Source organism: Fortiea contorta PCC 7126 (assembly GCF_000332295.1).
GTDB lineage: Bacteria > Cyanobacteriota > Cyanobacteriia > Cyanobacteriales > Nostocaceae > Fortiea > Fortiea contorta.
Genome location: NZ_KB235930.1, coordinates 1181580 through 1206112, shown reverse-complemented (window position 1 = coordinate 1206112; position 24533 = coordinate 1181580). Strand labels below are relative to the sequence as shown.

At 42.6% G+C, this 24533-nt stretch carries 26 protein-coding genes and 3 tRNA genes; 15 read left to right on the top strand and 14 right to left on the bottom strand.

Annotated elements, in window-relative coordinates:
* Positions 1–38: 38 nt before the first annotated feature.
* The 4 genes from MIC7126_RS0105800 to MIC7126_RS0105785 form a co-directional block, all read right to left on the bottom strand.
* Complete coding sequence (locus MIC7126_RS0105800; protein ID WP_026100060.1) at positions 39–560, bottom strand: roadblock/LC7 domain-containing protein; 522 nt, start codon at positions 558–560, stop codon at positions 39–41.
* Between the two features lie 17 nt (positions 561–577).
* Entirely contained in the window at positions 578–1114 is a 537-nt protein-coding gene (locus MIC7126_RS0105795; protein WP_017652185.1) for a GTP-binding protein, read from the bottom strand.
* 513 nt (positions 1115–1627) lie between these two features.
* The gene (locus MIC7126_RS0105790) at positions 1628–2182 is read right to left on the bottom strand and encodes a GTP-binding protein (RefSeq protein ID WP_017652184.1); all 555 of its coding nucleotides are present in this window, start codon (positions 2180–2182) and stop codon (positions 1628–1630) included.
* Positions 2182–3042 (bottom strand): DUF4388 domain-containing protein, encoded by an 861-nt coding sequence (locus tag MIC7126_RS0105785; RefSeq protein ID WP_017652183.1) that lies wholly within the window; start codon positions 3040–3042, stop codon positions 2182–2184. The genes MIC7126_RS0105790 and MIC7126_RS0105785 overlap by 1 nt, the downstream gene beginning before the upstream one ends.
* A gap of 562 nt (positions 3043–3604) precedes the next feature.
* Here MIC7126_RS0105785 and MIC7126_RS0105780 point away from each other — a divergent pair.
* The 4 genes from MIC7126_RS0105780 (at position 3605) to MIC7126_RS0105765 (ending at position 6644) form a co-directional block, all read left to right on the top strand.
* Positions 3605–4408: a DUF6816 family protein gene (locus MIC7126_RS0105780; RefSeq protein ID WP_017652182.1), complete on the top strand. Its 804-nt coding sequence runs from the start codon at positions 3605–3607 to the stop codon at positions 4406–4408.
* A gap of 88 nt (positions 4409–4496) precedes the next feature.
* A complete protein-coding gene (locus MIC7126_RS0105775; RefSeq protein WP_017652181.1) occupies positions 4497–6317 on the top strand; it encodes an ABC transporter ATP-binding protein in 1821 nt (606 codons plus the stop codon).
* An 84-nt stretch (positions 6318–6401) separates the two neighbouring features.
* Positions 6402–6487, top strand: a tRNA-Tyr gene (locus tag MIC7126_RS0105770).
* An 85-nt stretch (positions 6488–6572) separates the two neighbouring features.
* Positions 6573–6644 (top strand) — tRNA-Thr (locus MIC7126_RS0105765).
* 422 nt (positions 6645–7066) lie between these two features.
* Here MIC7126_RS0105765 and MIC7126_RS0105760 read toward each other — a convergent pair.
* The 3 genes from MIC7126_RS0105760 to MIC7126_RS0105745 all read right to left on the bottom strand — a co-directional run bounded on the left by MIC7126_RS0105760 (position 7067) and on the right by MIC7126_RS0105745 (position 8889).
* Positions 7067–7297 (bottom strand): hypothetical protein, encoded by a 231-nt coding sequence (locus MIC7126_RS0105760; protein WP_017652180.1) that lies wholly within the window; start codon positions 7295–7297, stop codon positions 7067–7069.
* Between the two features lie 1229 nt (positions 7298–8526).
* Positions 8527–8691 carry a hypothetical protein gene (locus MIC7126_RS30190; protein ID WP_154655843.1) on the bottom strand — a complete coding sequence of 55 codons (165 nt, stop codon included), beginning with the start codon at positions 8689–8691 and terminating at the stop codon, positions 8527–8529.
* A gap of 12 nt (positions 8692–8703) precedes the next feature.
* Positions 8704–8889 carry a hypothetical protein gene (locus MIC7126_RS0105745; protein ID WP_154655842.1) on the bottom strand — a complete coding sequence of 62 codons (186 nt, stop codon included), beginning with the start codon at positions 8887–8889 and terminating at the stop codon, positions 8704–8706.
* A gap of 196 nt (positions 8890–9085) precedes the next feature.
* Here MIC7126_RS0105745 and MIC7126_RS0105735 point away from each other — a divergent pair, with 196 nt between their 5' ends.
* Together MIC7126_RS0105735 and MIC7126_RS0105730 are read left to right on the top strand one after the other, a co-directional pair.
* Complete coding sequence (locus MIC7126_RS0105735; RefSeq protein ID WP_017652175.1) at positions 9086–9313, top strand: plasmid mobilization protein; 228 nt, start codon at positions 9086–9088, stop codon at positions 9311–9313.
* Positions 9314–9611: 298 nt separating this feature from the next.
* Positions 9612–10463 (top strand): hypothetical protein, encoded by an 852-nt coding sequence (locus MIC7126_RS0105730; RefSeq protein WP_154655841.1) that lies wholly within the window; start codon positions 9612–9614, stop codon positions 10461–10463.
* Between the two features lie 41 nt (positions 10464–10504).
* Here the strand turns inward: MIC7126_RS0105730 and MIC7126_RS0105725 are convergent, their stop codons facing one another.
* The 3 genes from MIC7126_RS0105725 to MIC7126_RS30185 form a co-directional block, all read right to left on the bottom strand.
* Positions 10505–11482, bottom strand: coding sequence for a site-specific integrase (locus MIC7126_RS0105725; protein WP_238553610.1), 978 nt, complete (start codon positions 11480–11482; stop codon positions 10505–10507).
* 477 nt (positions 11483–11959) lie between these two features.
* Positions 11960–12033, bottom strand: a tRNA-Arg gene (locus MIC7126_RS0105720).
* A 213-nt stretch (positions 12034–12246) separates the two neighbouring features.
* The gene (locus MIC7126_RS30185) at positions 12247–12390 is read right to left on the bottom strand and encodes a hypothetical protein (protein ID WP_017652172.1); all 144 of its coding nucleotides are present in this window, start codon (positions 12388–12390) and stop codon (positions 12247–12249) included.
* Between MIC7126_RS30185 and MIC7126_RS0105710 the strand changes: the two genes are divergently transcribed.
* The 3 genes from MIC7126_RS0105710 to MIC7126_RS0105700 all read left to right on the top strand — a co-directional run bounded on the left by MIC7126_RS0105710 (position 12389) and on the right by MIC7126_RS0105700 (position 15058).
* Entirely contained in the window at positions 12389–13048 is a 660-nt protein-coding gene (locus MIC7126_RS0105710) for an Npun_F0813 family protein (RefSeq protein WP_017652171.1), read from the top strand. The genes MIC7126_RS30185 and MIC7126_RS0105710 overlap by 2 nt on opposite strands.
* A gap of 108 nt (positions 13049–13156) precedes the next feature.
* Complete coding sequence (locus MIC7126_RS0105705; protein ID WP_017652170.1) at positions 13157–14008, top strand: hypothetical protein; 852 nt, start codon at positions 13157–13159, stop codon at positions 14006–14008.
* Positions 14009–14029: 21 nt separating this feature from the next.
* Positions 14030–15058: a helix-turn-helix domain-containing protein gene (locus tag MIC7126_RS0105700; RefSeq protein WP_017652169.1), complete on the top strand. Its 1029-nt coding sequence runs from the start codon at positions 14030–14032 to the stop codon at positions 15056–15058.
* Between the two features lie 183 nt (positions 15059–15241).
* Here MIC7126_RS0105700 and MIC7126_RS0105695 read toward each other — a convergent pair whose 3' ends face one another.
* The gene (locus MIC7126_RS0105695) at positions 15242–16183 is read right to left on the bottom strand and encodes an ADP-ribosylglycohydrolase family protein (protein WP_017652168.1); all 942 of its coding nucleotides are present in this window, start codon (positions 16181–16183) and stop codon (positions 15242–15244) included.
* A gap of 453 nt (positions 16184–16636) precedes the next feature.
* Between MIC7126_RS0105695 and MIC7126_RS0105690 the strand changes: the two genes are divergently transcribed.
* The 4 genes from MIC7126_RS0105690 (at position 16637) to MIC7126_RS0105675 (ending at position 21372) form a co-directional block, all read left to right on the top strand.
* Positions 16637–17173 carry a porin family protein gene (locus MIC7126_RS0105690; protein WP_017652167.1) on the top strand — a complete coding sequence of 179 codons (537 nt, stop codon included), beginning with the start codon at positions 16637–16639 and terminating at the stop codon, positions 17171–17173.
* A gap of 331 nt (positions 17174–17504) precedes the next feature.
* Positions 17505–19433, top strand: a complete 1929-nt coding sequence (gene sir / locus MIC7126_RS0105685) for a sulfite reductase, ferredoxin dependent (protein ID WP_017652166.1) — start codon at positions 17505–17507, stop codon at positions 19431–19433.
* A gap of 105 nt (positions 19434–19538) precedes the next feature.
* Positions 19539–20264: a 16S rRNA (uracil(1498)-N(3))-methyltransferase gene (locus tag MIC7126_RS0105680; RefSeq protein WP_017652165.1), complete on the top strand. Its 726-nt coding sequence runs from the start codon at positions 19539–19541 to the stop codon at positions 20262–20264.
* 46 nt (positions 20265–20310) lie between these two features.
* The gene (locus MIC7126_RS0105675; protein ID WP_017652164.1) at positions 20311–21372 is read left to right on the top strand and encodes a tetratricopeptide repeat protein; all 1062 of its coding nucleotides are present in this window, start codon (positions 20311–20313) and stop codon (positions 21370–21372) included.
* 17 nt (positions 21373–21389) lie between these two features.
* Here MIC7126_RS0105675 and MIC7126_RS0105670 read toward each other — a convergent pair whose 3' ends face one another.
* Positions 21390–21854 (bottom strand): hypothetical protein, encoded by a 465-nt coding sequence (locus tag MIC7126_RS0105670; RefSeq protein ID WP_017652163.1) that lies wholly within the window; start codon positions 21852–21854, stop codon positions 21390–21392.
* Positions 21855–22240: 386 nt separating this feature from the next.
* On the opposite strand from MIC7126_RS0105670, the gene MIC7126_RS0105665 reads away from it, so the two are divergent.
* Positions 22241–22843: an alpha/beta fold hydrolase gene (locus tag MIC7126_RS0105665; RefSeq protein ID WP_017652162.1), complete on the top strand. Its 603-nt coding sequence runs from the start codon at positions 22241–22243 to the stop codon at positions 22841–22843.
* On the opposite strand, the gene MIC7126_RS0105660 is transcribed toward MIC7126_RS0105665, so the two are convergent.
* Both MIC7126_RS0105660 and MIC7126_RS30180 read right to left on the bottom strand, forming a co-directional pair.
* Complete coding sequence (locus tag MIC7126_RS0105660; protein ID WP_017652161.1) at positions 22840–23271, bottom strand: VOC family protein; 432 nt, start codon at positions 23269–23271, stop codon at positions 22840–22842. The genes MIC7126_RS0105665 and MIC7126_RS0105660 overlap by 4 nt on opposite strands.
* A 62-nt stretch (positions 23272–23333) precedes the next feature.
* Positions 23334–23474, bottom strand: coding sequence for a hypothetical protein (locus MIC7126_RS30180; protein WP_154655839.1), 141 nt, complete (start codon positions 23472–23474; stop codon positions 23334–23336).
* 256 nt (positions 23475–23730) lie between these two features.
* Between MIC7126_RS30180 and MIC7126_RS0105655 the strand changes: the two genes are divergently transcribed.
* A complete protein-coding gene (locus tag MIC7126_RS0105655) occupies positions 23731–24531 on the top strand; it encodes a TIGR00297 family protein (protein ID WP_026100058.1) in 801 nt (266 codons plus the stop codon).
* Positions 24532–24533 lie beyond the last annotated feature (2 nt).

Genomic DNA, 24533 nt, shown 5'->3' with positions numbered 1-24533 from the left:
TTTGTAGAATTGATGACCCAAAAACAAAAATTAGAGCACTAAGCTACTAGGGGTGTAATTTGAGAAACGGCGCGTTTGATTTCTAAAAACAATAAGCCTTGTTTAGCCGCAGCACTGGATAGAACCAATAAAACCGCGTCTGGGCCGCAGCTAACGACGACACCAAAGCCTTTTTCTCCTTCCACCACAATCCGGTCAATGGTACCGCGAACTAATTCGCTACCGATGCGCTCACCCAGTGACAGCATAGCTGCAGACATGGCTGCAGTCCGGTCTTCATCCATGTCTGCTGGTAGTACAGACGCCAAAGCTAGACCATCAGGGCTAACCAAAGCAGCACCTTGGACGTTAGATGTGCCACTAACAAAGTTTTGCAGAACTTCTTGTAGCATTGAAACGTTAATCATGAGTGTTTCCTCAGTAATTTTCGGTAAAGCTGGTTGACTAGCTGTTGATAAAAATGGTTGTAAATTGCTTGACGATGGCGGTGTTTCGTCTGTCTCTGTGAACATTGTGCGAAATGTTCTGGAGATTAGTTTGAGGATATTGCCTAAATGCATTAAGGCTCACCAAATCTCTATAATGAGGTGTTCGTGATTTTGCGGATAAGTGCCTGTAGAGCTTCTTGAACTGAAGCTTTTTTGGTAGTATTCACAACTATTAAGGACGATTTGTCAACTGAATTTTGCACTCCCAAGGCGATCGCAATATCTCCGGCCTTCCGAGCGCCCGGACAATCCATATGAGTCAGCCCAATTAACATTGGAATCTGCACTCTTTGGCTGACAAATTCCAGAATCTGACTTCCATAGTGGAAATCTTCTGGACGGTGAGCAGCTACTAACAAGATGTAAGCATTTGCTTTCTGAATGAGAATGTCCCACATAAAATCAAATCGGGGTTGTCCTGGCGTGCCATAAAGATAGAGTGACTGACTAGGTGTAATGGTGAGATGTCCGAAGTCTAAAGCTACCGTAGTTTTTTCCTTGATCTTTGCTATTTCGTCTGTAGCTTTTTTGTCAGTATCAACGACTTCTATGTCACTAATAGTGCGAATAAAACTTGTTTTTCCTGCACCTACGCCACCTGTAATTACAATGCGTAGGGTATTCATTTAAACTTCTACCAATCTCATACCTCCATACCTATTGGGAGTAGGTAAGGCGATCGTCAATCTGTTTTTAGGTAGGGTGAAGGCAGCGATAGTCGCCCACATTGACCTAACTAGTACGGTTAAATTCTGCAAGTACATCAGTAGTTTTGGTCTTCTTTGGGATTTTGTGAAGGTAAATATTATTCCACAGATACGTAACCTGTAGATCAATTACGTCCGGTATTGCACACCCTTGAAGTTGAAAGTCAGTATTGTATAGGATTGTACACCAGTAACTATTTCTTTTTTCCAGAATAAATGATTGTATTTTTTTATCGAATAAATGTATCTCATAATACCGTGTACCAAAATTTTCCCGCAGCAGCAAGGTTCCTTCGTTTTACCGGAAACCCTTGTAGAGACGTTGCTGATGTCTCATTCGTCAAAAGTCATGAGTCTTGAATAATCCTTGACTTTTGACGACTTTGATAAGTAATTATGTATTTAAATTGGCAACAGTCTAATTTTCTATCTTTACCTTGATAGCAGTTGGTATTGATAGGAATTAGCTAATTCTTGAATCAAGGTAATCAAAGCAGCTCTCACTGACACGCTCTCTGTCGCGTTAACATGCATCAACGGTGGAGAATCAAATTGATCTAAGATTCCTAATGCTAATGCAACATCTTCTACTTCCCAAGCCCCAGGACAATCAAGATGAGTTACTCCAATTAAATAAGGAATTTTTACCCTTTGCTTCATGAAATTTAAAATCTTGCGACTATAGCGAAATTGTTCTGGGCGATGAGCATCTACTAATAGGATGTAAGCGTGGGCTTTGCGAATAAGAATATCCCACATAAAGTCAAATCGAGTCTGTCCTGGTGTACCGTATAGGTGCAACAATTGGTTTTGTCCGATATTGAGAATACCAAAATCCATCGCTACGGTAGTTTGCGCTTTAATTTGAGATGTTTCATCCGTAGCTTTTTTGTCAGTATCAACAACTTCAATTTCACTAATAGTGCGAATAAAGCTAGTTTTGCCCGCAGCCACGCCACCTGTAACTACAATACGTAAAATATCCATTAATTCTTACTCCTTAAAAATCCCACCAGATTTTGCAAAAAACCGCTATCTACTTGAGGCGTTTCTAATAAAGAAGATTTGGTAGAATTTAGCCAGCTAAAATCCAAAGGGTAATCATCCAAATCAGGTGTAGCCATAATTGGGGTTACTTCTTCTACTAATCCTGCTAGCATTAAGCGAAAAGCAGCTTGCTGAACTTTCACAATTGGTTGATGCAGTTGAGAGGCGATCGCTCTAATACAAACACTCCCATTCGCAAATTCCCATACTTGCCATTCAAAACTATCTAACCGTAAATTCGGTTTATTTTGTATGATACTTTGAATCCCAGAATCAGGATCTGGAAGCGCATCAGCCATCACTCCCCAATTTTTTAATACTCTTAAAGCCATCAGCGCTACCTCAATTGCTCGCAAGCTTAACCCAGTCATCTCTTTCCAAGGTACAGTAGCTTTGCTATCAAGTTTAAATACGCCAGTTTGAATTTCAAACAGCTCGCGCACCTGCTGTAATTGGCTAGCAAACAATAAATTTAATTGCTCTGCACTCAGCACTTCTTGAGTTTTTAAATTCAACCCCAAAGGTGTCGTTGATGCAACTGTATAAAGTTGATCCAAATCTGATTGATTGATCCATTTCCGCTGGGCAATTTTAGATGCTAACCCTCCACCATTTAAACGGTTAGCAGTAGCAATAATCCGCCCTTGTCGGAACCAAATATAATAATAGTGAGATTTTGATCCTGGTGCATAAAGGTCTGGTAAGGTGCAGACACTTAAACAACCAGATTTGCGTCCTTGGTCAATCAGTTGAAATAATTCAGCCAAGGAAAAATCTGTAAAAGAACTAGATAGACTCATTAGTTCAAAAGGTATAAAAACTAATTCTTACAATCTTTTAGGAGCATCTTCATATAGATAATATGCTCCCCAAACATCAGACCTCAAAAGTTTGTCTGACGCTGCATGATGATATTGCTTAGACAACATAAAAGAGAAAATATTTTCTCTTCCAGTAAATAAGTACCGTGCTTCCCTGATGTTAAAAATTATTCTGTAGATTTATGCTTTCGCTATTGCATAACTAAAAGCATAAAATATACGCTCGAATTATTAAAATAAGTAATTTTACTATGGAAAACATTATTTAAGTATCAACACGTACTTAAATGCATATATAGTAATTAATAACACAAAAATATTACTGAGGCTATTGTTTGATTACTCAGATATTTCTGCCAATTGCTGAAGAAAAGACGCTTTCTTGGATAAACTTCACTAAAAAATACGTATTCAAATATGAATACTGATGTTTATGTTGAGTTTATTTCTGCAAAGGTTAACTTTGATGAAAAAAACGCAACACAATTTCTGATTTAATGAGTATTTAATCAAATTAAAATTAATAATCGGTAACATTACCATGATCAAGTCAGTAAGAAAAGCAATTTTGGGCTTTTATTTGATAGTTTTTTTCCTCTTGGGGAGTGGAGATGCGAAAGCTGGGGAGTTATCCCAACGGCTAGCCAATTTTCCTCAGTGGGAAAAATTAACCTCTGTAAAACCCGCTGTCGGAGACTTAGCTTATCCCGACTGGATGGCTGGTAATTGGCAGGTTACAAGTACATTAATCGATTTGGTTGCACCTTTGGCACCAAATATCGTCACTCCTGGATTTGCCGCTAATCGTCGCCAATTAAATCAAAGTGTCAGTTTTTTGGTAAGATTTATTGCAGAACAACCAGTCTCTGGTTTAAAAATCATTCCTAAGGTAAATAAAAAATTACCGATTTTAGTTGCGGATAGGGTATTTAATAGCTTGAATTTGATGCGAGCTTATTTAGGGGAGCAAGCTGTGTTGTCAGTTAAAGTAGATCCCGACTCACCTAATCGTCAGATTACTCTATTGCGCGGCGATCGCCAGTTAGTTTCTATCGTCACCGCTAGGGCTACGGAAACAACTCCCGATGGTAAATTTATCACTACAGAATTGTTTCAACAGCTATTTAAAGGTGGTAAAACTCCTTATTTCAATTCTGTTGAGTCTACTACTGCTTATAGACTAATTCCTACTTCTCAACCGCGAATCACAGCAGATCAAGTCACCGCTGTCTACCTTTCACCTCAAGATCCAGATTACTTTACTGCGCGCTCCCGACCAGTCGCTCTTTATCGCTATTGTTTAGAATTTTTTCCCGCTTCATCCATAAATAATTCTCAAGGATGATTTGGTCATTTAGCTCTTGACTATTATGTAGTATATATGTAGCATATAAATTCCAAGCAAGCGATCGTACTCTTGGAAGGTGTGCATCATGGCAAAATTCCGAGATATTGTTAATTATTTTCGTCCTTACTGGAAACTGAGCATTTTCAGTATTACAGCATCCAGTTTTTATGAAGTCATTGATTTAGTTGTGCCTTATGCGATTGGACAAATTTTAAATGTCTTGTCTGGTCAAGAATTGGACAAACCACTCCAAGGAACTATCTCAACCATTTCTGAAGCTATTAATTACCCAGTCAATAAATACCTAACTTTAGGTATATTACTAGGTTTAATTTTTGTAGTCACAGTATTGAGAGCACCAACAGAACCTTGGCTAACTAGCTGGTTTCATTGGGATATTGCTCTAAAATCTCGTCGTATTCAGAGCCAAAAAGCCATCGAAAAAATTCTGACTCTTCCACTAGAATATTTTGATGAAAATAATCCAGGACGCATAGCTGGGAGAGTAGCTAGAGGTGTAACCAATCACACTTGGACATATCCGGAAGTCGCAGGACAAATGATTCCGAAAATGTTTCGGGTGCTAGCAATTTTCGTATGTATTTGGTTTATTGATTGGCGAATTGCCATTTTGTTTTTGACTTCTTTCGCTGTTATTCTCTGTTTTAGTGTAACGAAATTACAGCGATTAGTTTGGCATGATAATCGGCTAGATAAATATTCAGAAACAACAGAAAGCCGGACTTCAGAAATAGTCACTAACATCAAAACCGTTAAAGCTTTTGCCACAGAGTATCAAGAATTGAAACGACAAAACCAACGCTTACAAAGAGAATTGTTAGTAGTTGACTACCGTATTCATAAAGGTTATGTCAAACTGGGGACATGGCAACGCACTATGGTTCAGTTTGGCGTGTTTATGATCCTGGGTTTGACATTAGCAGCAACGGTCAGCGGAAAGATTTCTTTAGGTCATTTTGTCATGACCTTAACACTTTCTAGTATGGCTTATGCTGAAATTCAGCCACTTGGTGTCTTAGCAGAGGTTTTTGCTCGACGCTATCCTTCCATGCTCCGGTTTCATGAATTCTTGCAAGAGCCATCAGTTGTTGATGCTGAGAAACTTTTAGAAGGCAAATATCAGGCAGAATCACCTTATCAATTTACTGGTAAAGTTGAGTTTTCTCACCTCAGTTTTGGTTATGATCCTAACCGCCAAGTTTTACAAGATATCAACCTCTTAATTGAGCCATATCAAACAGTAGCATTAGTGGGGCGTTCTGGTTCTGGTAAATCTACATTAGTAAAATTGTTGCTGCGATATTTTGACCCGCAATCAGGACAAATTCTCATTGACGGTCAAGATATTCGTACCTTAGATGTGGGTAAGTATAGACGCAGATTAGCGATCGTTCACCAAGAAGTAGACATTTTTAATGGCACTTTGTTAGATAATCTTACCTATGGCAAACCAAACGCCAGTTTTGAGCAGGTTCAGGAAGCCTGTAAAATCGCCAGAGTTGATGATGTCGTACAGCAACTACCCCAGGGTTACTATACCGTCGTTGGAGAACGTGGTGTGAGACTATCTGGCGGACAAAGACAACGGTTGGGAATCGCTAGAGCTTTGTTAGTGGAACCAGACGTACTAGTTTTTGACGAAGCTACCTCCAGCCTAGATTATGAATCTGAGCGTTCCATTCAACTAGCAATGCGATCAATTCAAGGAACTCGCACCACAATCATCATCGCTCACCGTCTGAGCACAGTTCGGGAAGCCGATAAGATTGTAGTTCTAGATCAAGGAAGAATTGTAGAAGTGGGGAGCCACGAAGAACTTTTGCGCCAACAAGGGATTTACCGTCGTTTGCACTCTTTGCAAGAAACAGGGGAACTGTTGAGTTAAAAACACGGCTGTTTCACCGCCATTTTTTTTAACCTATTGCAATTTTTTAAAAGTGGTGCTAATGTTGTTAATCGTGAGACAAATGGGTCGGTGTCCGAGTGGTTAATGGAGACGGACTGTAAATCCGTTGGTTTACGCCTACGCTGGTTCAAATCCAGCCCGGCCCACCACTTTTAAAGTTGAGAGTTATAATGGCTATGTAATTGCGAATTTCGCAGCCTTATAACTCTTAAATAAAAATCTCAACTCTTTTTCGCCCGTGTGGCTCAGTGGTAGAGCACACCCTTGGTAAGGGTGAGGTCACGAGTTCAATCCTCGTCACGGGCTTTTCTGAGTTATGTTATAAGTCCCAAGCTGTCCTGAACTGTCCTAAACCTGTCCTAATGGTAACGGACATAGGCGTACCGCTCGCACTCGGTTAACCTAGGTGACCGTGCCAGTAAAAATAGACCTCAAAGTACCGTGGTTAAGCCATTCTGCCTGAGTGACCTGGGGACAACCGAGTCTCGCCGAACATCCCCAAACCCAATGGCAGCAAGCTTTGTAACCAGTTTTTGGGATATCTGCCGAACACAGGTCGCCCCGGTGCGAGTTAGGGCATATAACTAAGATAATGCCCTGGGGTATTCCCAGTGAGAACAGGGCATAAAATAAGGGATACCAGCTATTACTGATACCCCTTGGTTAAATATGGAGCTTTAATGTATATCTTTATTTGGTCATAGTCCTGGCTGTAAGCATCCTTGATATTACATACAGTCGTAGGCGTCTAAGATTTGTACTCGTAACGAGTCGTCTACGTCATTAATCCTGACACGATAGGATACCTCATCTTCAAAGTGTACTGTAAAAATCTCGCTATCATAAGGGGAATCTAGATTGTCAGGGGTGGCGGACAGCATATCATTAGAATCTAGTTCTAACGCTGTGCCATCTTCTAAGATGTAGATTCGTAAGTCAGGCGTGTATGTATTTTGCATAAAAAGTCTCCCATACTACCCCTATCGTACTGATAAATCCCTAGGTCTAACATATGCCCAGCACAGCCTGCCCTGATGGTTAAAAGAGCGTAGCTGGTAGCCCTGGACATCTACCCTGGGATATTTGGTATGGATAGTTTTATCATGTACCTCCAAGTCTTCATGTTGTACCCAAGCATGGAAGGCATTAACCATTTCTGCTGTTAACATCTGTGTCACCGGATATCTACCCATATATTCTAATATGCCTGGGTTAGCCGAGATTATAGGTAACAATAATAACACTGTTACCCGGTTCCTGAAGGCTGGAAGGTCTATTACAGATTCTACCGAAAAAAGCTCAAACCCCGCTCTGGATAAGGCTTTGTTGGTTGTACAAACTACCGAAGCTCTGTACTTAGACGGCATAAACAACAGACCCCCTAGCCTGCCCTGTTTTCCCCTGTAGCGCTCTGTTACCCTACAATCACCAATCCTGACTTGTTTTAGGTAGCACCCATTGCTACCACAGAGGCAAGACTGACGTTAAGGGTAAATAAGGGAACCTACATCTTTGAGGTAGTACCAGTGCCCGAAGGATACCGGGTATCCCTACGATGCAATATCAAACCTGATGCGCGATATCTAACCTAAATACACCTACCCCCCTCTCTTGCTTGGTATCATACCGTGATACCATTTCTGCCCTGGGTTTACCTTTGTAACCTGGGGTTTTTTAGTGGTTACCTGGTTACCAGGACACGTCAAGCCCTGAAGTTGTTGCCCTGTATGAATCCTAGCCATTTTAGTTATTCCAAGGTTACCTGCAAGTTACCTAGTTACGCCTGCAGGTAACCGCCAGATTCCTTGCCCTGACCTGATTACAGCCAAAAGGTTACCTGGTTACCTCAAAAATCCTGAAACTATTTATATATCTATTCTTCCCCCTGCTTTCTTTCTCTCCCCCTCTAACTTTTAGAAAAATAGAGGTAACCAGGTAACCTTTGGCTAAAATCCTTACCCCGTCTACTTTCTAGCGGTTACCTGTGAGGTAACCAAATCAGGGGGGGGTAAAATGGCTAGATTTCTTACACCACAAGGACTGTAGCGTTTACATCGAGAGGTAACTTTGGGGTAACCTTTGAGGTAACCAGAACAGAGGCATAGACCTAAATCTATGGTAGATTTTTTAATCATTCAAAAGAATCATACCCCGGTTACTCAGGAATCTATCTATATGATACGGCTACTTAGAAATATCTTATAGACCTGGGTGGACATAAACCAGCTTCTACCAACATCACATAAGCTTCTGGTGTGCTGATGGTTCTATCCCACATAGAAACCCCTATCTGTAAAATCTGGCTGGCTTTCCGTCCTTCTGGTGTCAGATATAAATCACGTTCGTTAAACATTCCCCTATCCCACTATATTGCTAGGTTCTTGATTTGCTGACTCAGCAGGGCTAGGGCGCTCTTGGCTTCAATCAAGTTACCCCAGGTCGGGCTTTTGTGTAAGTTTGCCAATAGGTCACACAACATCAGGCTAGTCTCCCATGCCTGATGTATCTGATGTTGCTGTAATGTTTCTTCTTCCATCTTGGTAGTACTCATTGCATCTACAAGGAATAAGTCCAATGAAGGCTGGAAGGGTTATTACCGATTCTTCCGAAAAAGCCCTAAACCTCGCTCTGGCTAAGGCTTTGTCACTATTACAAACAGTTCGATTTCCCGTACCTAATACTACGTACACGTACCTTCATACCCTTGGACTTATTAGAGGTAGGAACAATGAATGCTACGAGGGACTATGAGAAAACGAGATTACACCATAAGAGTAAGGGCAAACAAGCAAGAGATAGATATTATTCGGCAGAAGGCTCAACAGTCGGGCTACTGTTTCTCGGAATACGTGCGACTATCCGCCCTAGGCTGTGTACCAATAATCACGGCTGAGGATAACTACGAGAAAGCTGGTAAGTACGATTTGCCTTTGTGGCGATATGAGCAGAAACGACAGAAAGCATCACCAGCTTAAACACAGCAATCCTAAGCTAACACCTAGGTGCTACACCTAGGGATGCCGGGTAACCCTGGAAATAAAATCAGGACTGGTCACCACAGCAATCAGAATTTAACACACACACTTTTGGTATACCTTGTTGATTTGCAAGCATTTCAGAGGTATACTAGTTACAGAAAGTATACCGGAAAATAAGATATGCCCTTAACGCCAACATCGTTCGCAGTGCGAGAGTTCCCGCAAGGGGTATACCTGTTCTGGACAGATGGAACAGGTAAACGTAGATACCGTAAAATCAACCAAGAGGTACGCAATGAATCAGAAAGTATTAAGTATTAAGGTAGCCCCGGATGATTGGGAGTGGTTCAAAGAGTTTGCCAAGACCCACCGTACCCAGGCTGATGCATTCCAAGCACTCAAAGAAGTATACCAATCACGCCAAAGTATACCGCCAGAATCCTTACAGGGAGCCAAGGTATACCAAAAGTGTGTGTGTGTTGGTGAAAAGTTAGGGCTAGAGTGGTTGCTCAAAGAAAGTTTGGAACAGGTGATTAAGGGGCAGAAGTGGTATGTGTTCCCTCATGAAAGGGTGGTAGCAGTTAAACAAAAATCTGCCAATGGTTCTAAAACTTGGTTGGAGGTGGCTGCGGAGTATCCCAGGGAAGTGTGGGAAGATGCCCAAAGTGATACCTTGTTTACCTACTCACCACTAACCATTCTGGGGAAGTCTCTCAAATCCTACGAGGATAAGCAAGCCAAGCTAAACCACCCTACCATAGCCGAGGCATTACAGAAGGGTTGGGTAACTTATAAATGGCACTGGGCTATTGAAGATTTGGTTAAGCTGGCAGAAGATTATTTGGTGTTGGTTAGTCAACCGCCCGAACCTTTGGGGGTAGCTGAGGTCACAGAACCACCCAAGCCAACAGAACTCACCCAGGATGCACTATCCGCCCGGTTAGCCCCTGGGCACGTAGCCAAGCAAGCCCCTAAGTCTGAGAAAGCTAAGGCTAACACCATCCTTGACATACCAGCCATCTTAGCTAAGATTAAGCCGAGCAATATGGCTAGGTGGACATCGGAACGTGACCCTGAAGGTTTAGCCTGGATACCATCTGATGAAACCCGTAGCACCTGGGTTGCCAGGGTAGGTGTAGCACCCTAAAATGTAGTCAGGGCAGGGTGTAGCACCCTAGGTGTGTGTGATTAATCCAGGGGGATATCAGGCAACCGGGGACGGTTTATCATATGCCCGTAAGTTTTCATAACCATAGTGGTATCCTTATGCCCTAAGAGATAAGCTACCCCGGTCAATGGTGTGCCCTGGTCTATTGCATGGGATGCCATAGTATGACGCATAGTATAAGGGTTTCGATAAGGTACTCCTATATGGGCTAACACTTTGACCCAATAGCGTTCTCTAAAGTTTCCATCATCAATAGGTTTATGATTAGGCGTGGTAAATACCAAGGCATCGGGGGTCATCACGCCTGTCTTTATGGATTTCAAGACCTCTAGTAACCCAGGTGGTAAGTACAAATGCTTAGTAATGCCTGTTTTGGTTTCTTTTCGGACTCGCTGATATCCGTTACCAGCCCAGTCTCTTGATAGACTTTCCTGGATAACAACTTCGCCCTTGTCCAAGTCTATGTGCTGCCATCTTAGACCTATAGCCTCGGATGTCCTAACCCCTGTGACCATAAGGAATCTGACGAAAGGGGAATAGTGGGGAAACAGTAGGTCAAACCCTTGTAATATCTTCGTTATCTCCGCCCCCGTGAAAGGCTTAATGTCATTTGATACAACCTTACGATTCTTAATAATGTCGTATGGATTACTAAGTACAAGCTGTGCGGACATAGCCCACTTGAAACAGGCTTTTAGATACCCCAACCGCTGGTTAAATGTTGATGCCCCCAGAGTTGACTGTGTTAACCATAAAGTATCTGTCACATCTGGGTTGACTTTGAGTATTTGCTGTCTGATGGCTTTGTAGTGATGCTCCCTAGTAGTAACAGGTAGGTCTAAGTGGACGGCCCAAGCATCCCATAGGGTAATCAAAGCCTTATGGGTTATCTTATGCGGGGTCTTATGAACTACCCGATAGCTATCTAATGTTATGTCAAAATGCCCGCCCAGGATATCATTCTGTATCCTCGTAGCTATCGCCTCGGCTGTCTTCAAGTCCCTTCTGTCACTGTACCGACCGTTCGGCACGGGGTTAAATGAATACCGTTTACCCGCTACAGAAAACTTTAGCTGAATAGAACCATTATTGTTGACTGGCTTTATCTCTCGCACTGTCCTAAACCTGTCCTAAATATCCGGACTAGGACAGCCAATGGGTATCAGGTACGGGCTTCTAGCATCCATATGCACACCCTTGGTAAGGGTGAGGTCACGAGTTCAATCCTCGTCACGGGCTTATTCTTTTGGATATATTTGACTGTGTATTAATAGTTTCCGCTTTTGTAAAGGATTAAGGTAAATGCTCGCATACCAATGGTGTCAAAACATAGTAGCCTTTAATGGCTAAGTCTGCTATTGCCTTAGCTGCAGCTATATCGCCCTTGTCTTTATTGTGATGCATTTATACACAAACCCAAGTCTTTAAAAGAATTAGCATAACAAGGCTCCTTTAAGATTAGTATTTTCTTAAAACAGGCGCGGCAGGGCTCGAACCTGCGACCATCCGCTTAGAAGGCGGATGCTCTATCCAACTGAGCTACGCGCCCACGTAATGACTGGTGGCTCTTTAAAAAGTTACCCGTGGAAATTATATCTTCTTATCCTAGCAACAAGCAAGCTAAAATTGCAGATTTAGTATTAGCAAGGTTAAGATGCTAGTCGCTGGGGGGCAAGTGCAGACTAAAAACTCCGTTAATGGTCTATTGCTCTAGATATATTTTATTGTCAACAGGTGCTTCACCCCTTAGCGCAGACGCCCTTTAGGCAGTTAACGATAGGGTAGCATGGCGACGAAGTTCGCCTTGATAGGGTGCTAAGTAATCGCACTCTTGGCGATGCTGCCAAATAGCATTATAAATCGCATATTGAGAACGCCCCTGTGAGGAGTTATTGTAGCGTGCCATGTTTATTCTCAAACGGCAGGATGTTGAAATATCAAGCATTCAGCACCCAAAACGGGATCAGCAGGTGCCGATCCTGCATTATCAGGGGCAAACCTTTCGTTTGATTAGTGTTTTCAAAGCTAGTCAAGAGGAGGAAGCTAGAGGCTTGTGGAGAGAATTAACTGATAATCGCGGTAAGGCTTGTGTTTTATTGGAAGAACCCGATCGCTACAGCGTCTGGGGTAAAGTACGCATAGAGCAGCTAGACGGTGACACAGGTAGTCATGGAAAGACGGGGATTTTTGTTCAAGCCAGCGTTTTTCTCCTGCAAGCAGTTTATCTGGACATCGAGGATTTTTTAGGTTCTCGACAAGCGGCTTTGTTTGAGAAAGATATTGCGGAAGTGATGCGACACAAGCAATTCCCCAAAACCTCTTCACCAGAAGCCGTCAAACACTTGCTCAATCAAGATCCATTAGACGCAGCCAACCTACCCCCTTGGCAAGAAAATCACGTAATTATTTGCTTACAAGAATTGCATAGATTGGGAAAAACCTATTTTGGTAATGCCAACTTTGCTCATCCAGTGGTTGATAGATTACAGGAAATGGGAGAGGGAGAGCGATCGCTATTCATAAGTTGGCTAAATCAATCGCCAATGAGTAAACTGTGGCAATAGCACAAGCAAAGGCATAACTGCTACCCATATCACTCGCTCTTACAGCGCTACCCCAAAGCTACATCAATCGAAAATAATGCCAGAGTGTATTTACATAAGTCAAGTCCTATGAGCACTTCATACGAAAATTCCTACCGTTTTAAATCTATTTTCACTACTCAAAACATCATTTTGCTAAATATTGGCTGGGCTGTACTGGCACTGCTATACTTTCTATTGTTTAGTGCCAAAATTCCTGGAGCAAATGGTGCAGAGACTCGTGCCGAGTGGTATGTGATTGGTACAAATATTTTTGAAGCGCTAGCTTACTTAAGTGCCAGTGTCTTATGCTTGAGGAATTGGCGTAGCCCGCAAATTGTCAGTGGTCGGAATGTTTGGCTCGCTATTGGCATAGGTATGCTGTCCTATTTTTTAGGAGGGTTATTTTTCGGTTATACGGAAATAGTCTTAAAAGCAGAACCGGATGTATCTATTGGCGATGTGTTTTTTGTGGTGACTTATCTGTTTCTGGGTGCCGGCATGGTTTTGGCAGCAGCTCATAGGCGAATCAATTTGGAAAAATGGCAATGGTTAATTGTGTTGGCAATTGGGGTGTTTGGTAGTTTGTTGGCTTGGTGGATTTCCACCCAACAAACAAAATCTTCACAGCCACTAGTCGCCATTTTGAATTGGTTTTATGTAGTTAGCGATGTGGCTATATTAATTATTGCTACCACTTTACTACTAGCCTTTTGGGGTGGCAGAGTTGCCCAATCTTGGAGAATGATTGCAGCTGCGGCGTTTTCGCTCTACATTGCAGATATGTGGTTTAAATACGCCCAGGGCCCCTCTTATCAAAGTGGGGAAATCCTAGAAGTATTTTGGGTCTTTAGTGGAGTGTTATTTAGCATGGGCGCTGCCTTAGAATATGACACATCATTGAGCCGCTCGCGGCGGGAGCGCGGACGAAAAAGAGCTTAGAACAGATTTTTGGTGTCTACCGTGAGAAAATTAACAGAACCTGACAAACACGAAATCCTCAAGTTATATCGAGAAACTGCCGAAACAACCTCTACTTTGGCAGAACGCTATGGTGTGAGTAACTCGACCATTAGCCGTTTGCTCAAGAGCACCTTACCCGAAGACGAGTACGAATACCTCGTTTCTTTAAAGCGTGCGGCGAGAACGCCAGAAGGGAGAGCGCAGGTAAGTTATGAACAATTACCACTGTTAACTCAGCCACAACCTGAGAAAGAATTTTCTCACAGCGACAGCCACAGCTTGGAGTCGCTGCAGGTTGAGCCAACAGCAGCAGAGGAAGAACCGCAGCTAGAGGATGATGAGGGCGATTTTCCCCCCGCTATTAGAAGAGTGCGGCGGCGTTCTTCGGCAGAGGTGAAATCACAACCACCAGCCCCACAACCAGCAGAACAATTAGAACTGCTGGACAAAAAGTTGCCCCAAATGCCTAGTATTCCTCGTCCCAAACTGAGAGAAATCCCCAGCATTCCCAGTCCGAAGTTGGAGGAAGAACGACCAGCAGCCAACGTTTTCTCGCAAATATTGGGTGAAGATTTATTAGACGAATCAGAAGATTTAGAAGATTTGGAGGAAGATTTAGAAGACGAAGATTTTGACGATGAGGATTTTGACGACGAGGACTTTGAAGAATCAACACCTCTAGTCACAAGGCGCAGACCGGGAGAAGCATCAGTTCAAGTCTTACCGTTATCAGCCGCTCATTTTCCCAAAACTTGCTACTTGGTAATTGACCGCGCCTCGGAATTAATTACCCGACCACTCAAAGACTTCGGTGATTTAGGACAAATTCCTAGCCTGGAAACCCAGCAGAAAACTCTGCCGGTGTTTGATAATCACCGAGTCGCCAAGCGTTTTTCTACCAAGCGCGATCGCGTAATTAAAGTTCCAGATAGTAAAATGTTGCAAAAGGCGCGTACCCATCTACAAGCTAAAGGCATTACCCGGTTGTTAATTGACGGTCAGGTCTACTCCTTGTCTGTAACAGTTTAGGGTCATAGGGTGTTGGGGTGTTGGGGAAAATAACCCTTCACCGAAGAAAGGATGAAGGATGAAGGATAAAGGATGAAGTAAGAATTGGTACAAACCGAGTGGAATCGTGGGCGAAACAATCAAAATACTTCAGACTTCAGACTTCATACTTCAGCTTTTAGTTGACCCTGAACAAATAACCAATTAACTATAAACAGCCGCTGCGAAACGATTCGCTAAATTAATAACGTCCTGTTTGCGGGCGATTTTGTTAATCCAATCCTGGGGAATATTTTCAATACCATAGTAAATTCCGGCTAATCCACCAGTGACGGCGGCGGTGGTATCAGTATCTCCACCTAAATTGACAGCTTTTAATACCGCTTCTGAGTAGGATGAGCTATTTAACAAACACCACAGAGACGCTTCTAGAGTATCAATCACATAGCCGCCAGAATTAATCTCTTCTATTGGTAACTGGGCAATTTCACCACTGTAAATTCTCGCAAAGTGTGGTTTTTCTAAAAGATATTCACGTACAGAATAGATAGTTTGAATTTTGTTTAAGCTTTGCAAATAAGCTGTTTGGGGGTCAGCCCCTGCTAATAAAGCAACCGCAATAGTAGTATATATGCCGCAGGCAATTTGCGATCGCGCGTGAGCATGGGTAATAGCCGAAACATCATGCACCCGCGAAATTAATTCCCCAAAAGTTAAGATTTTGTGACAATAAGCCATCGGCAAAATCCGCATCAGAGAACCATTACCATTGGTATTTTCTACCTTCCCTCCAGCCTCGCGCGGTAGTATCCCCTGTTTCAAGCGCATAATTGCCGCATGGGTAGTGTGGCCAATATCGAATAATTCGCCCCTAGGAGTCCAGTAAGCGTCCTTATACCAGCGCCAAAAGGAATTTGCAATGGCGTCTAATGAATAGCCTCTGCAAAGGCTTTCAGCCAAGCAGAACGTCAACGAACTGTCATCAGACCAAGTTCCTAGCGGTTGATTCCATGTTCCATAACCCAGCATCGTTGTTACCGGAGATTTAACTCGTTCAGCGCGGCTAGTAAACTCCACCGGCACACCCAATGCATCACCGACACATAAACCCATCAAACCAGACAACGTTTTTGCAGCGGTTAGCATTATTCAATCTCCATGAAAATTCCTAAAACTTAACTTTAATAGATTTGTTCGTCAATTAATTGCAGTAGTTGTTACAGCTAAACTATAGCAGTCTGTTTTGATTCGGTGAATCAATCGTAGAGAAAGGGAACAGGGAACGGGGAACAGGGAATAGGTAAGAAGGGGTTAAAAATCACATAGGAGTTTGATATTACAAAACGCCAATACACCTGAAACCTTAGAAATAACGTTGATAAATATTGTGCCAGTTGAAAAAGAGACTACCTTTTGCTGAATCTGCCGGATACAGTCGCTATATACGCGTAATAATAACATTTTTTCTAATTTTTATGGTTAGTTTAGGTGCATCAATCACCACAATTTTTTAACAAAATCTAGTAATGTTATGGAACATTATTTTTAAATTATCGACTTGAAATATATAAAGCAAAAATTCAAATTTTGGTCAAGATTATGCAACGATTAATCAAGTCTTTTGTGACAATTTCTGCGTTGTCTTCGTTAGTAGTTGCGCCGCTGTTTATAGCTGCTGAACAAGCTTCTGCTCAACCTCAAAAAGGTACTGATGCTAGCTATGTGGGTGTGGGTGTTGCGGCTGGTGTGACTAATGGTGGACAAGTTGGTCAAGATGCTCAATTTGGTGGTAATGCATCAGGGCGTTTAAAATTGGGGCCGACACCATTTTCTGCACGGACTCAAATTCTTTTTACTGATCAGACGACAGCTATTATCCCTCAAGTTTCTGTAGACGCACCTATTGCTAAAGGTACTAACGCTTATTTTGCTGCTGGTTACTCTTTTGTGGAAGCCAACGGTAAACAAACTCCTTTAGGTGACAGAGACGGAGTAGCTTTAACAGCTGGCGTTGAGTCGGAAGTCGGTAAAAACTTTCTGCTCTACAGTAACGCTACTGTAGGTATGAAGACTTACCAAAACAGTGGTACTTCTGCTGTTAGTATCCAAGGTGGTTTAGGCTATCGCTTTAAATAGAAAAGATGCAGGAAATGAGGAAGAATATTATTTACTTATTTCCTCTTTTGTGTTGATTGATAAATACTGTTGATAAATACACGGTTATCGTCAACTGTCAACTATCAACCACAACCTAAAAATATTGAGTTTATTTACACCTGTATACTAAATGTGCTGGTTTTGTTAAGTGTTACATCACTGAGAAAACCGGCCTTTTGCCATGTTAAAATTAGCGTATTCCTCATAATTCCGACCGGATTTTCGGGGATAAAATAGCCGAATGGGTGCTAATTCTAACCTACAGCTTCGGCAGTTACTAATGGCTTACTGAGAACAGTATACAACTCTCATGGTTAAATCCCCTGCTTCCCCGATCGCTCAACCTAAGCCTTCTAAAGTAGAAGGACTTAAGGAAAACAGTAATTTTTTGCGTGAACCAGTAGCCACCGAAATTCTTCAGGACACCACTCACTTTAGCGAAGATGCGGTGCAGATTCTCAAGTTTCACGGCTCCTATCAACAAGATAACCGCGATAATCGTGTTAAGGGACAGGAAAAAGATTACCAAATGATGCTGCGGACAAAAAATCCGGGTGGTTTAGTACCGCCGCAGCTATATTTAGCTTTAGACAAGTTGGCTGATGAATATGGTAATCACACATTGCGAGCTACAACTCGTCAAGGTTTTCAACTACACGGGATTTTAAAGCAAAACCTGAAGGTAGCAATTGCGACTATAGTCAAAAATCTCGGTTCTACCTTGGGCGCTTGTGGCGATATCAATCGTAATGTGATGGCGCCACCAGCACCGTTTAAAAATCGCCCAGATTATCAATATGCTTGGGAGTATGCCCAAAATGTAGCTGATTTGCTATCTCCTTTAACCGGCGCTTACTACGAAATTTGGTTAGATGGAGAAAAGGTAATCAGTGGTGAAGAAAACCCAGAGGTGATAGCGGCGCGACAACGCAACGGTACTGGCACAATTGTTCATGATAACCCAGAACCCATTTATGGAACTCACTACATGCCACGCAAGTTTAAGGTTTGCGTGACTGTACCAGGAGATAATTCTGTAGATTTGTATTCCCAAGACTTGACTTTGGTGGTGATTACCAATAAGAAAGGGAAACTAGAAGGATTTAACATCTTTGCTGGTGGTGGTTTAGGGCGGACACACAATAAAGAAGAAACCTTCGCTCGGCTAGCAGACCCAATTGGCTATGTAGAGCAAGCTGATGTTTATGATCTAGTCAAGGCGATTGTTGCGACTCAGAGAGATTATGGCGATCGCTCTGACCGTCGTCACGCTAGATTAAAATATTTAATCAACGATTGGGGCGTCGATAAATTCCGCGCCCAGGTGGAAGAATACTTTGGTAAACCAGTCGCACCCTCGAAAAAACTGCCAGAGTTTAAATATCAAGATTTTCTCGGTTGGCAAGAACAAGGTGATGGCAAACTATTCTTAGGTATTTCCATTGACAATGGTCGCGTCAAAGATGAAGGTTCTCTGCAACTGAAAACAGCTTTGCGGGAGATTGTTGCACAATTTAACTTACCTATCCGCCTCACACCCCACCAAAATCTGATTTTTTACGACATTGCGCCAGAAAACCAGCAAGCGATTCAAGAAATTCTTGACAACTGTGGTGTGATTTCTGACCCTAAAGCAATTGAACCACTAGTTAGGTTAGCAATGGCTTGTCCCGCTTTACCTACCTGCGGTTTAGCTATCACTGAATCAGAACGAGCTATTCCCGGAATTTTGGAGCGGATTCGCACCTTACTCGATAAAGTTGGTTTACAAAATGAGCATTTTGTGGTAAGAATGACGGGATGCCCTAACGGTTGCGCTCGTCCCTACATGGCAGAATTAGGTTTTGTGGGTAGTGCACCAGAATCTTACCAATTATGGTTAGGTGGTTCAGCAAATCAGACACGGTTAGCCCAACCTTACACCGAAAAACTGCACCACAATGACATAGAAACCCTCTTAGAGCCAATTTTTGTTTACTTCAAAAAATCGAAGAAATCAAAAGAAAGCTTTGGTGATTTTTGCGATCGCCTAGGTTTCGATGCGCTCCGGGAATTTAGCGCCACCTATGATCCTTTAGCTGCTGACGGTACAGGTAAATCTCGTCGTCGGGTAAGTTTGCGGGATGATATTTATATCCAGTTAAAAGCAGCAGCAACCAGCCAAGGAAAACCGATGACTGAGTTGGTCAATGCGGCGCTGGAGGCTTATTTTCAGAGTCTCTCATCAGACAAAGATTAAGAACGACGAAACCACAGATAAATCGATCTGTGGTTCGTTTTTTGCGCAATGATACCAATTCTTCAAAATTCACCATCTGAATTTTCTTCATGATGAATTAGTCTGATGTCTCAGTTACAAAGAATTGCGATCGCACCTGCTCAACTCCAGCAAGAGCGAATTTTGCTGACTCCAGAACAACAGCATTATCTAGTCCGCGTGTTGCGATTACGAGAGGGCGATCGCTTTATTGCGATGGATGGTCTGGGTAAATGGTGGTTGACGCAGTTAGTGGGGACGCAAGGACAGGTTTTAGCACCGCTACAAATACAAACAGAGTTACCTGTATCCATTACATTAATGGTGGCTTTGCCTAAAGGCAACGGTTTTGACGAAATAGTCAGAATTTCTACAGAATTAGGTGTAACTAATATTGCTCCAGTTTTGAGCGATCGCACTCTACTAAATCCCAGTCCACAAAAACTCGAACGCTGGCGCAGAATAGCAATCGAAGCTGCTGAACAATCAGAACGCGCTTGTGTACCCACAGTTTTAGAGCCTGTTACTTTCAGCACAGGGTTATCAGCAACTGTCACTCAGTTGTCATCCCAGCAAAAATATATTTGTGAAGCGCGGGGTAACTATCCCCATTTGCGAGCTTGTTTAGACAAAGACAAGGAATCAAAAATGGTTGTTATTGCTACTGGGCCAGAAGGAGGATGGACACCAACAGAAATAGAAAATGCGATCGCTCACGGATTCCAACCAGCTTCCCTTGGGCGTCGTGTCCTCCGCGCCGTCACAGCACCAATTGTGGCTTTATCCTTGATAACCGCAGCGTATGAAGTATAAATGATTTATATCTCACGCAAAAAAGGGTGTGCGTTGAAACCGAGTGATGATTGAACAAGTTGCGATCGCTTTTGAGCGCCAAGACTATAGCACCGCTGCTAAAATCCTCAAACAATTGCTAAAAGAGTCCCCAGAAAATCCTTGGGTGCAATTTTATCTCGGACGGTTGCACGAAGAAACAGGGAAGCGCCAAAACGCAGAAAAAATTTATCGGCAACTATTGCACAGTACAATTAATGGCAAAATCTTAATGCAGGCGCGTCAGGGTTTACAACGATTGCAAGATATAAAGCACAAAGAAAACATCGCCCCAGGAACCAGCAACGCTGAAAACACAGCCCTAGGTCTATTAATCTTAGAACCCCTCAGATCCGAAATTAGAGATAAAGTAGCTGTAAAATTAGCCCAAGTTATGCAGATAGACCTCTACACTGCAAGATTAATGTTACCCAGTCGCAGTTGGAAGCTCTATCGCACCGGACAAATAGGGGAATTGAAATTTTATGGCGAAAAATTACAAAAAGCCGGTATCTCCTGCTTTTGGGCAACAATAGCTGATATTCAAAAAATCCAAGTATTCCACGTTAACTATTTCGCCGCATCTAACACACAAGTTACCGTTGTTTGTCGCAACCACATAAATCAACTTGGTTCCCTCACCTTTAACTGGTCAGAAGTCACAGCACAAGTCTTAGGACTTTTACCGATTTTTGAACAAGTCGTAGATCTCAACATCCATCGTCAACTACAGCGCAAAACTCAAACCCAAGACTACGCTCAATTCTACGACTTACACCTACCCGGTAGACATTGCATTCTCCGACTTTATGACCAAGGTTATGAATTCCACCAAGGTATCAAAATCACTTCTCAACCCAGCCAAAATACCATCCGCATCAATTGGAATAGTTTACTCAACTGGGTTAAACAACAATTACCATCAGTCAAAGTTTGGTCAGATTTTACCCCCTTTGCACAGACAGTATTAGACCAAACAGAAATGCTGGGTAGCATCCAGTCTCATATTCACCTATTTCGTAGGGAAGAAACCAACTGGGACCCAGCCTTTCATTTATATAGCGGACTAATTTTCTTAAAGCTCACTTGAAAACAGAACAGCCAAACCTAGCCAGGAGTTTTCACCTGACTAGCCAAATCCAAAAAAGCACTCATATTTGCTCCAGGACGGCGACGACCATTAGAACTAGCGACTGTATTCGCTACATATTGAGGTGCAAAAGTGGTTTCAACTATTTTCTTGGGAGCTGTAACTACAGGTTCAGTTTTCACAGGTTCAGCTTTCGCAGCTTCAGCTTTGGGAGCCTTACCATTTTTCGCAGCTTTAGCCTTAGTTGCTTTAGTTGCTTTAACCGCCTCTGGTGCTGCTACAGGTGCATCCGCGACCACAGCCGCAACTGGTGCTGCAGCTTTTTTCCCATTCGCTGCTGCTGGTTTAGCTTCTGCTTTGGGATTAGCTCCAGTCGCAGCTTCATCTAATTCCAAATAAAAACCGTTACTCTTCTTTTTTTTGGGTAATAAACCAGTAAGGAAACCTAGAATACCACCAATTAACTTTTTGATAAAATCCATTACAATTGCTCCTGCCTTCCTATATTTGAAACTTGACCGTAATTGTTAAAAATCGCGACGGAATGTTACATTTTTTTGCACTGCATCACCATATTTTTGGCGATCGCCATCATCGGTTTGTGCTTAATCAACATTGTAATAACAATATGTGGCAAGTCTTATCAAGCTATTTTTGCCAGCACTTACAACTTGCTGACACCGAGAGTTAATTATTAAATTTTACTGTATCTCAGAGCAAGATTCTGAAAGCTAACTTAACAAAAATTTACAAAGAAAAGCAGAGGTTTAAAGCTGACAACCAGTGGTGGGAGTGGCATAAATTATTTATCAACGGTTATGGTACACAGTTACATTAACTACAGACTTAATTAACCATACATTGACAAATGAACACAGAAAATCAGCAACACAATCCTGTGTTATTGATACATGGTATTGATGATACAGGGTCAGTCTTCAACACAATGGCAGGCTACTTGAGACAAAGAGGATGGTCTGTGCATACTCTCGATTTAGTACCCAATAATGGCGCTGTCGGTCTAGATGAATTGGCGAAGCAAGTGGAATATTATATCACCAGCAACTTTGCACCAGCACAAACACTAGATTTAGTCGGCTTCAGTATGGGCGGAATTGTCAGTCGTTATTATATCCAGCGCCTAGGCGGAATTAACCGTGTACAACGATTTGTGACCATCGCTTCACCCCATTACGGAACTGCTGTTGCTTACGCTTCCCGGCGTCCTGGCTGTGTGCAAATGCGGACTAACAGCGCTTTTTTGAAAGATTTAAACTCTGATGCAGCAATGTTAAAGCAGTTGAGCTTTACATCTATCTGGACACCTTATGATTTAATGATTGTCCCCGCAAATAGTTCACAAATGCCAGTGGGAAGAGAGGCGACAGTACCCGTGGCGCTACACCCTTGGATGCTGAAGGACTCTAGGAGTTTAGCAATGGTAGCAGCAGCCTTAGCAGCACCAATTTAAGCTCTATCCCCAATTTGGGTAAATTCAGAACTGCCAAAAATCGCTTCCTGATAACGATAATATTTGAACTCCATCAGGTTATGGAAAGGATCTTCTAGAAAGAAGGTGCGATGTTCCAAGGGAGAACCAGAAAAGCGATGTTTTGGTTCTTCTCTAAAAAGTAATTGATGTTGTTGTGCTCTGGCTAGTATTTCTTTCCAATCATTCTCATCAGTGAAAACTAACCCAAAGTGTCTGGGATAGATACCCCGTTGCGGTGTCAGCGGCTCTTTAGTAACATGAGCAACTAGTTGATGACCGTATAAATTCAAAATCATCGCCTGGGGGCTTTCACGGCCAGGAACACACCCCAAGCCATCCACATAGTATGCCTTTGTTTGTGTGATATCAGTAACAGGGAATGCTAAGTGAAAGATCACTGAGTTCATGGGTTGTATTTGTTGATTTTGTTATTTCTTAATTTGTAAAACTTCGTTTAATATAGCTTGGTTTATTTGCCTCCACTGATTGTCACATGGGAAATTGTGGGCGATCGCACCAGTACAACAAGGCTGAAGTATGTAGACGCCTGAAAGGCGGCTTGCCGCAGGCTAGTATGAAATGAAGAAGCTTGTACACTAAGCTTCTTCATAGATTTGTAATAGTTGCTTTATTTACGCCGTGGCGCACTACAGGCATATTTTTGTACCTCACACTGGTGTAAATCTCCAATCAGCGCCCCATGAACAAATTTTTTCTTGATTTTCGCAATTTTTCTCTATCTTTATCCGGACAGCAGCAAAAAAATCTGCACTTCCTAGATTAGGGGGTGGTAAGGATCAAACGCCAGGGTACTGAATTCGTTATTCTATTTGTATTCTGGCAAAAGTACTGATGATATGTTGCTGATGCTACCTTTTATCGATTCTGTAAATCCCTGGTTGATGGGAGCGGGATTAAACGCGATATTGTTGGGTTTAGTCTGGATTGCTCCCAAAAAGTTGCTGACTCCGGCGGGATTATTCCATGCTTGGTTGCTGGGTGTCATCATTTGGGGAACCCTAGGCTGGCGGGGATATTTAGTCGTGGCGTTCTATTTTCTAGTGGGTTCTGGGGTAACGCGCATCGGTTTAGCACAAAAAGAAGCCGCAGGAATCGCTGAAAAACGTTCTGGGGCTAGAGGCCCGGAAAATGTTTGGGGTTCGGCTTTGACAGCGGCGCTGTGTGCTTTGGGAATCGGGTTGCTCAATTCGAGCTTAGTTGAACTTAGTCCCCAGTCCCTAGTTCCTAGTCTCCAGTCGCTGCTGTTGTTGGGCTATGTAGCCAGTTTCAGTACCAAACTTGCTGACACCTGCGCTAGCGAAGTTGGTAAAGCCTACGGCAAAAGTACCTTTTTGATTACCACACTACAACCAGTACCCCGTGGAACAGAAGGAGCTATTAGCTTGGAGGGGACTTTAGCTGGCGTGGTAGCCTCAATTGCGATCGCACTTTTAGGCTGGGGAGTCGGTTTAATTGATTTATGGGGTGTACTTTGGTGTGTGCTAGCAGCATTTATTGCCACCAATTTAGAAAGTGTAATTGGCGCCACGTTGCAATCTCAATACACTTGGTTAACTAATGAATTGGTAAATATTTGCAACACCTTAATTGGCGCGATCGCTGCTATGCTCATTGCTTGGATCTGGGCAAGTGTCATTACTTATTGAAG

Excerpts from the sequence above, each read along its gene's own strand:
- MIC7126_RS0105680 (WP_017652165.1), top strand. The coding sequence starts at position 19,539 with ATGTCTCAGTTACAAAGAATTGCGATCGCACCTGCTCAACTCCAGCAA.
- MIC7126_RS0105775 (WP_017652181.1), top strand. The coding sequence starts at position 4,497 with ATGGCAAAATTCCGAGATATTGTTAATTATTTTCGTCCTTACTGGAAA.
- MIC7126_RS30180 (WP_154655839.1), bottom strand. The coding sequence starts at position 23,474 with ATGAAGAAGCTTAGTGTACAAGCTTCTTCATTTCATACTAGCCTGCGG.
- MIC7126_RS0105795 (WP_017652185.1), bottom strand. The coding sequence starts at position 1,114 with ATGAATACCCTACGCATTGTAATTACAGGTGGCGTAGGTGCAGGAAAA.
- MIC7126_RS30185 (WP_017652172.1), bottom strand. The coding sequence starts at position 12,390 with ATGGCACGCTACAATAACTCCTCACAGGGGCGTTCTCAATATGCGATT.
- MIC7126_RS0105665 (WP_017652162.1), top strand. The coding sequence starts at position 22,241 with ATGAACACAGAAAATCAGCAACACAATCCTGTGTTATTGATACATGGT.
- MIC7126_RS0105785 (WP_017652183.1), bottom strand. The coding sequence starts at position 3,042 with ATGAGTCTATCTAGTTCTTTTACAGATTTTTCCTTGGCTGAATTATTT.
- MIC7126_RS0105745 (WP_154655842.1), bottom strand. The coding sequence starts at position 8,889 with ATGAGTACTACCAAGATGGAAGAAGAAACATTACAGCAACATCAGATA.
- MIC7126_RS0105660 (WP_017652161.1), bottom strand. The coding sequence starts at position 23,271 with ATGAACTCAGTGATCTTTCACTTAGCATTCCCTGTTACTGATATCACA.
- MIC7126_RS0105800 (WP_026100060.1), bottom strand. The coding sequence starts at position 560 with ATGCATTTAGGCAATATCCTCAAACTAATCTCCAGAACATTTCGCACA.
- MIC7126_RS0105760 (WP_017652180.1), bottom strand. The coding sequence starts at position 7,297 with ATGCAAAATACATACACGCCTGACTTACGAATCTACATCTTAGAAGAT.
- MIC7126_RS0105710 (WP_017652171.1), top strand. The coding sequence starts at position 12,389 with ATGTTTATTCTCAAACGGCAGGATGTTGAAATATCAAGCATTCAGCAC.
- MIC7126_RS0105735 (WP_017652175.1), top strand. The coding sequence starts at position 9,086 with ATGAGAAAACGAGATTACACCATAAGAGTAAGGGCAAACAAGCAAGAG.
- sir (WP_017652166.1), top strand. The coding sequence starts at position 17,505 with ATGGTTAAATCCCCTGCTTCCCCGATCGCTCAACCTAAGCCTTCTAAA.
- MIC7126_RS0105730 (WP_154655841.1), top strand. The coding sequence starts at position 9,612 with ATGAATCAGAAAGTATTAAGTATTAAGGTAGCCCCGGATGATTGGGAG.
- MIC7126_RS0105670 (WP_017652163.1), bottom strand. The coding sequence starts at position 21,854 with ATGGATTTTATCAAAAAGTTAATTGGTGGTATTCTAGGTTTCCTTACT.
- MIC7126_RS0105655 (WP_026100058.1), top strand. The coding sequence starts at position 23,731 with ATGCTACCTTTTATCGATTCTGTAAATCCCTGGTTGATGGGAGCGGGA.
- MIC7126_RS0105790 (WP_017652184.1), bottom strand. The coding sequence starts at position 2,182 with ATGGATATTTTACGTATTGTAGTTACAGGTGGCGTGGCTGCGGGCAAA.
- MIC7126_RS0105780 (WP_017652182.1), top strand. The coding sequence starts at position 3,605 with ATGATCAAGTCAGTAAGAAAAGCAATTTTGGGCTTTTATTTGATAGTT.
- MIC7126_RS0105705 (WP_017652170.1), top strand. The coding sequence starts at position 13,157 with ATGAGCACTTCATACGAAAATTCCTACCGTTTTAAATCTATTTTCACT.
- MIC7126_RS30190 (WP_154655843.1), bottom strand. The coding sequence starts at position 8,691 with ATGTTTAACGAACGTGATTTATATCTGACACCAGAAGGACGGAAAGCC.
- MIC7126_RS0105675 (WP_017652164.1), top strand. The coding sequence starts at position 20,311 with ATGATTGAACAAGTTGCGATCGCTTTTGAGCGCCAAGACTATAGCACC.
- MIC7126_RS0105695 (WP_017652168.1), bottom strand. The coding sequence starts at position 16,183 with ATGCTAACCGCTGCAAAAACGTTGTCTGGTTTGATGGGTTTATGTGTC.
- MIC7126_RS0105690 (WP_017652167.1), top strand. The coding sequence starts at position 16,637 with ATGCAACGATTAATCAAGTCTTTTGTGACAATTTCTGCGTTGTCTTCG.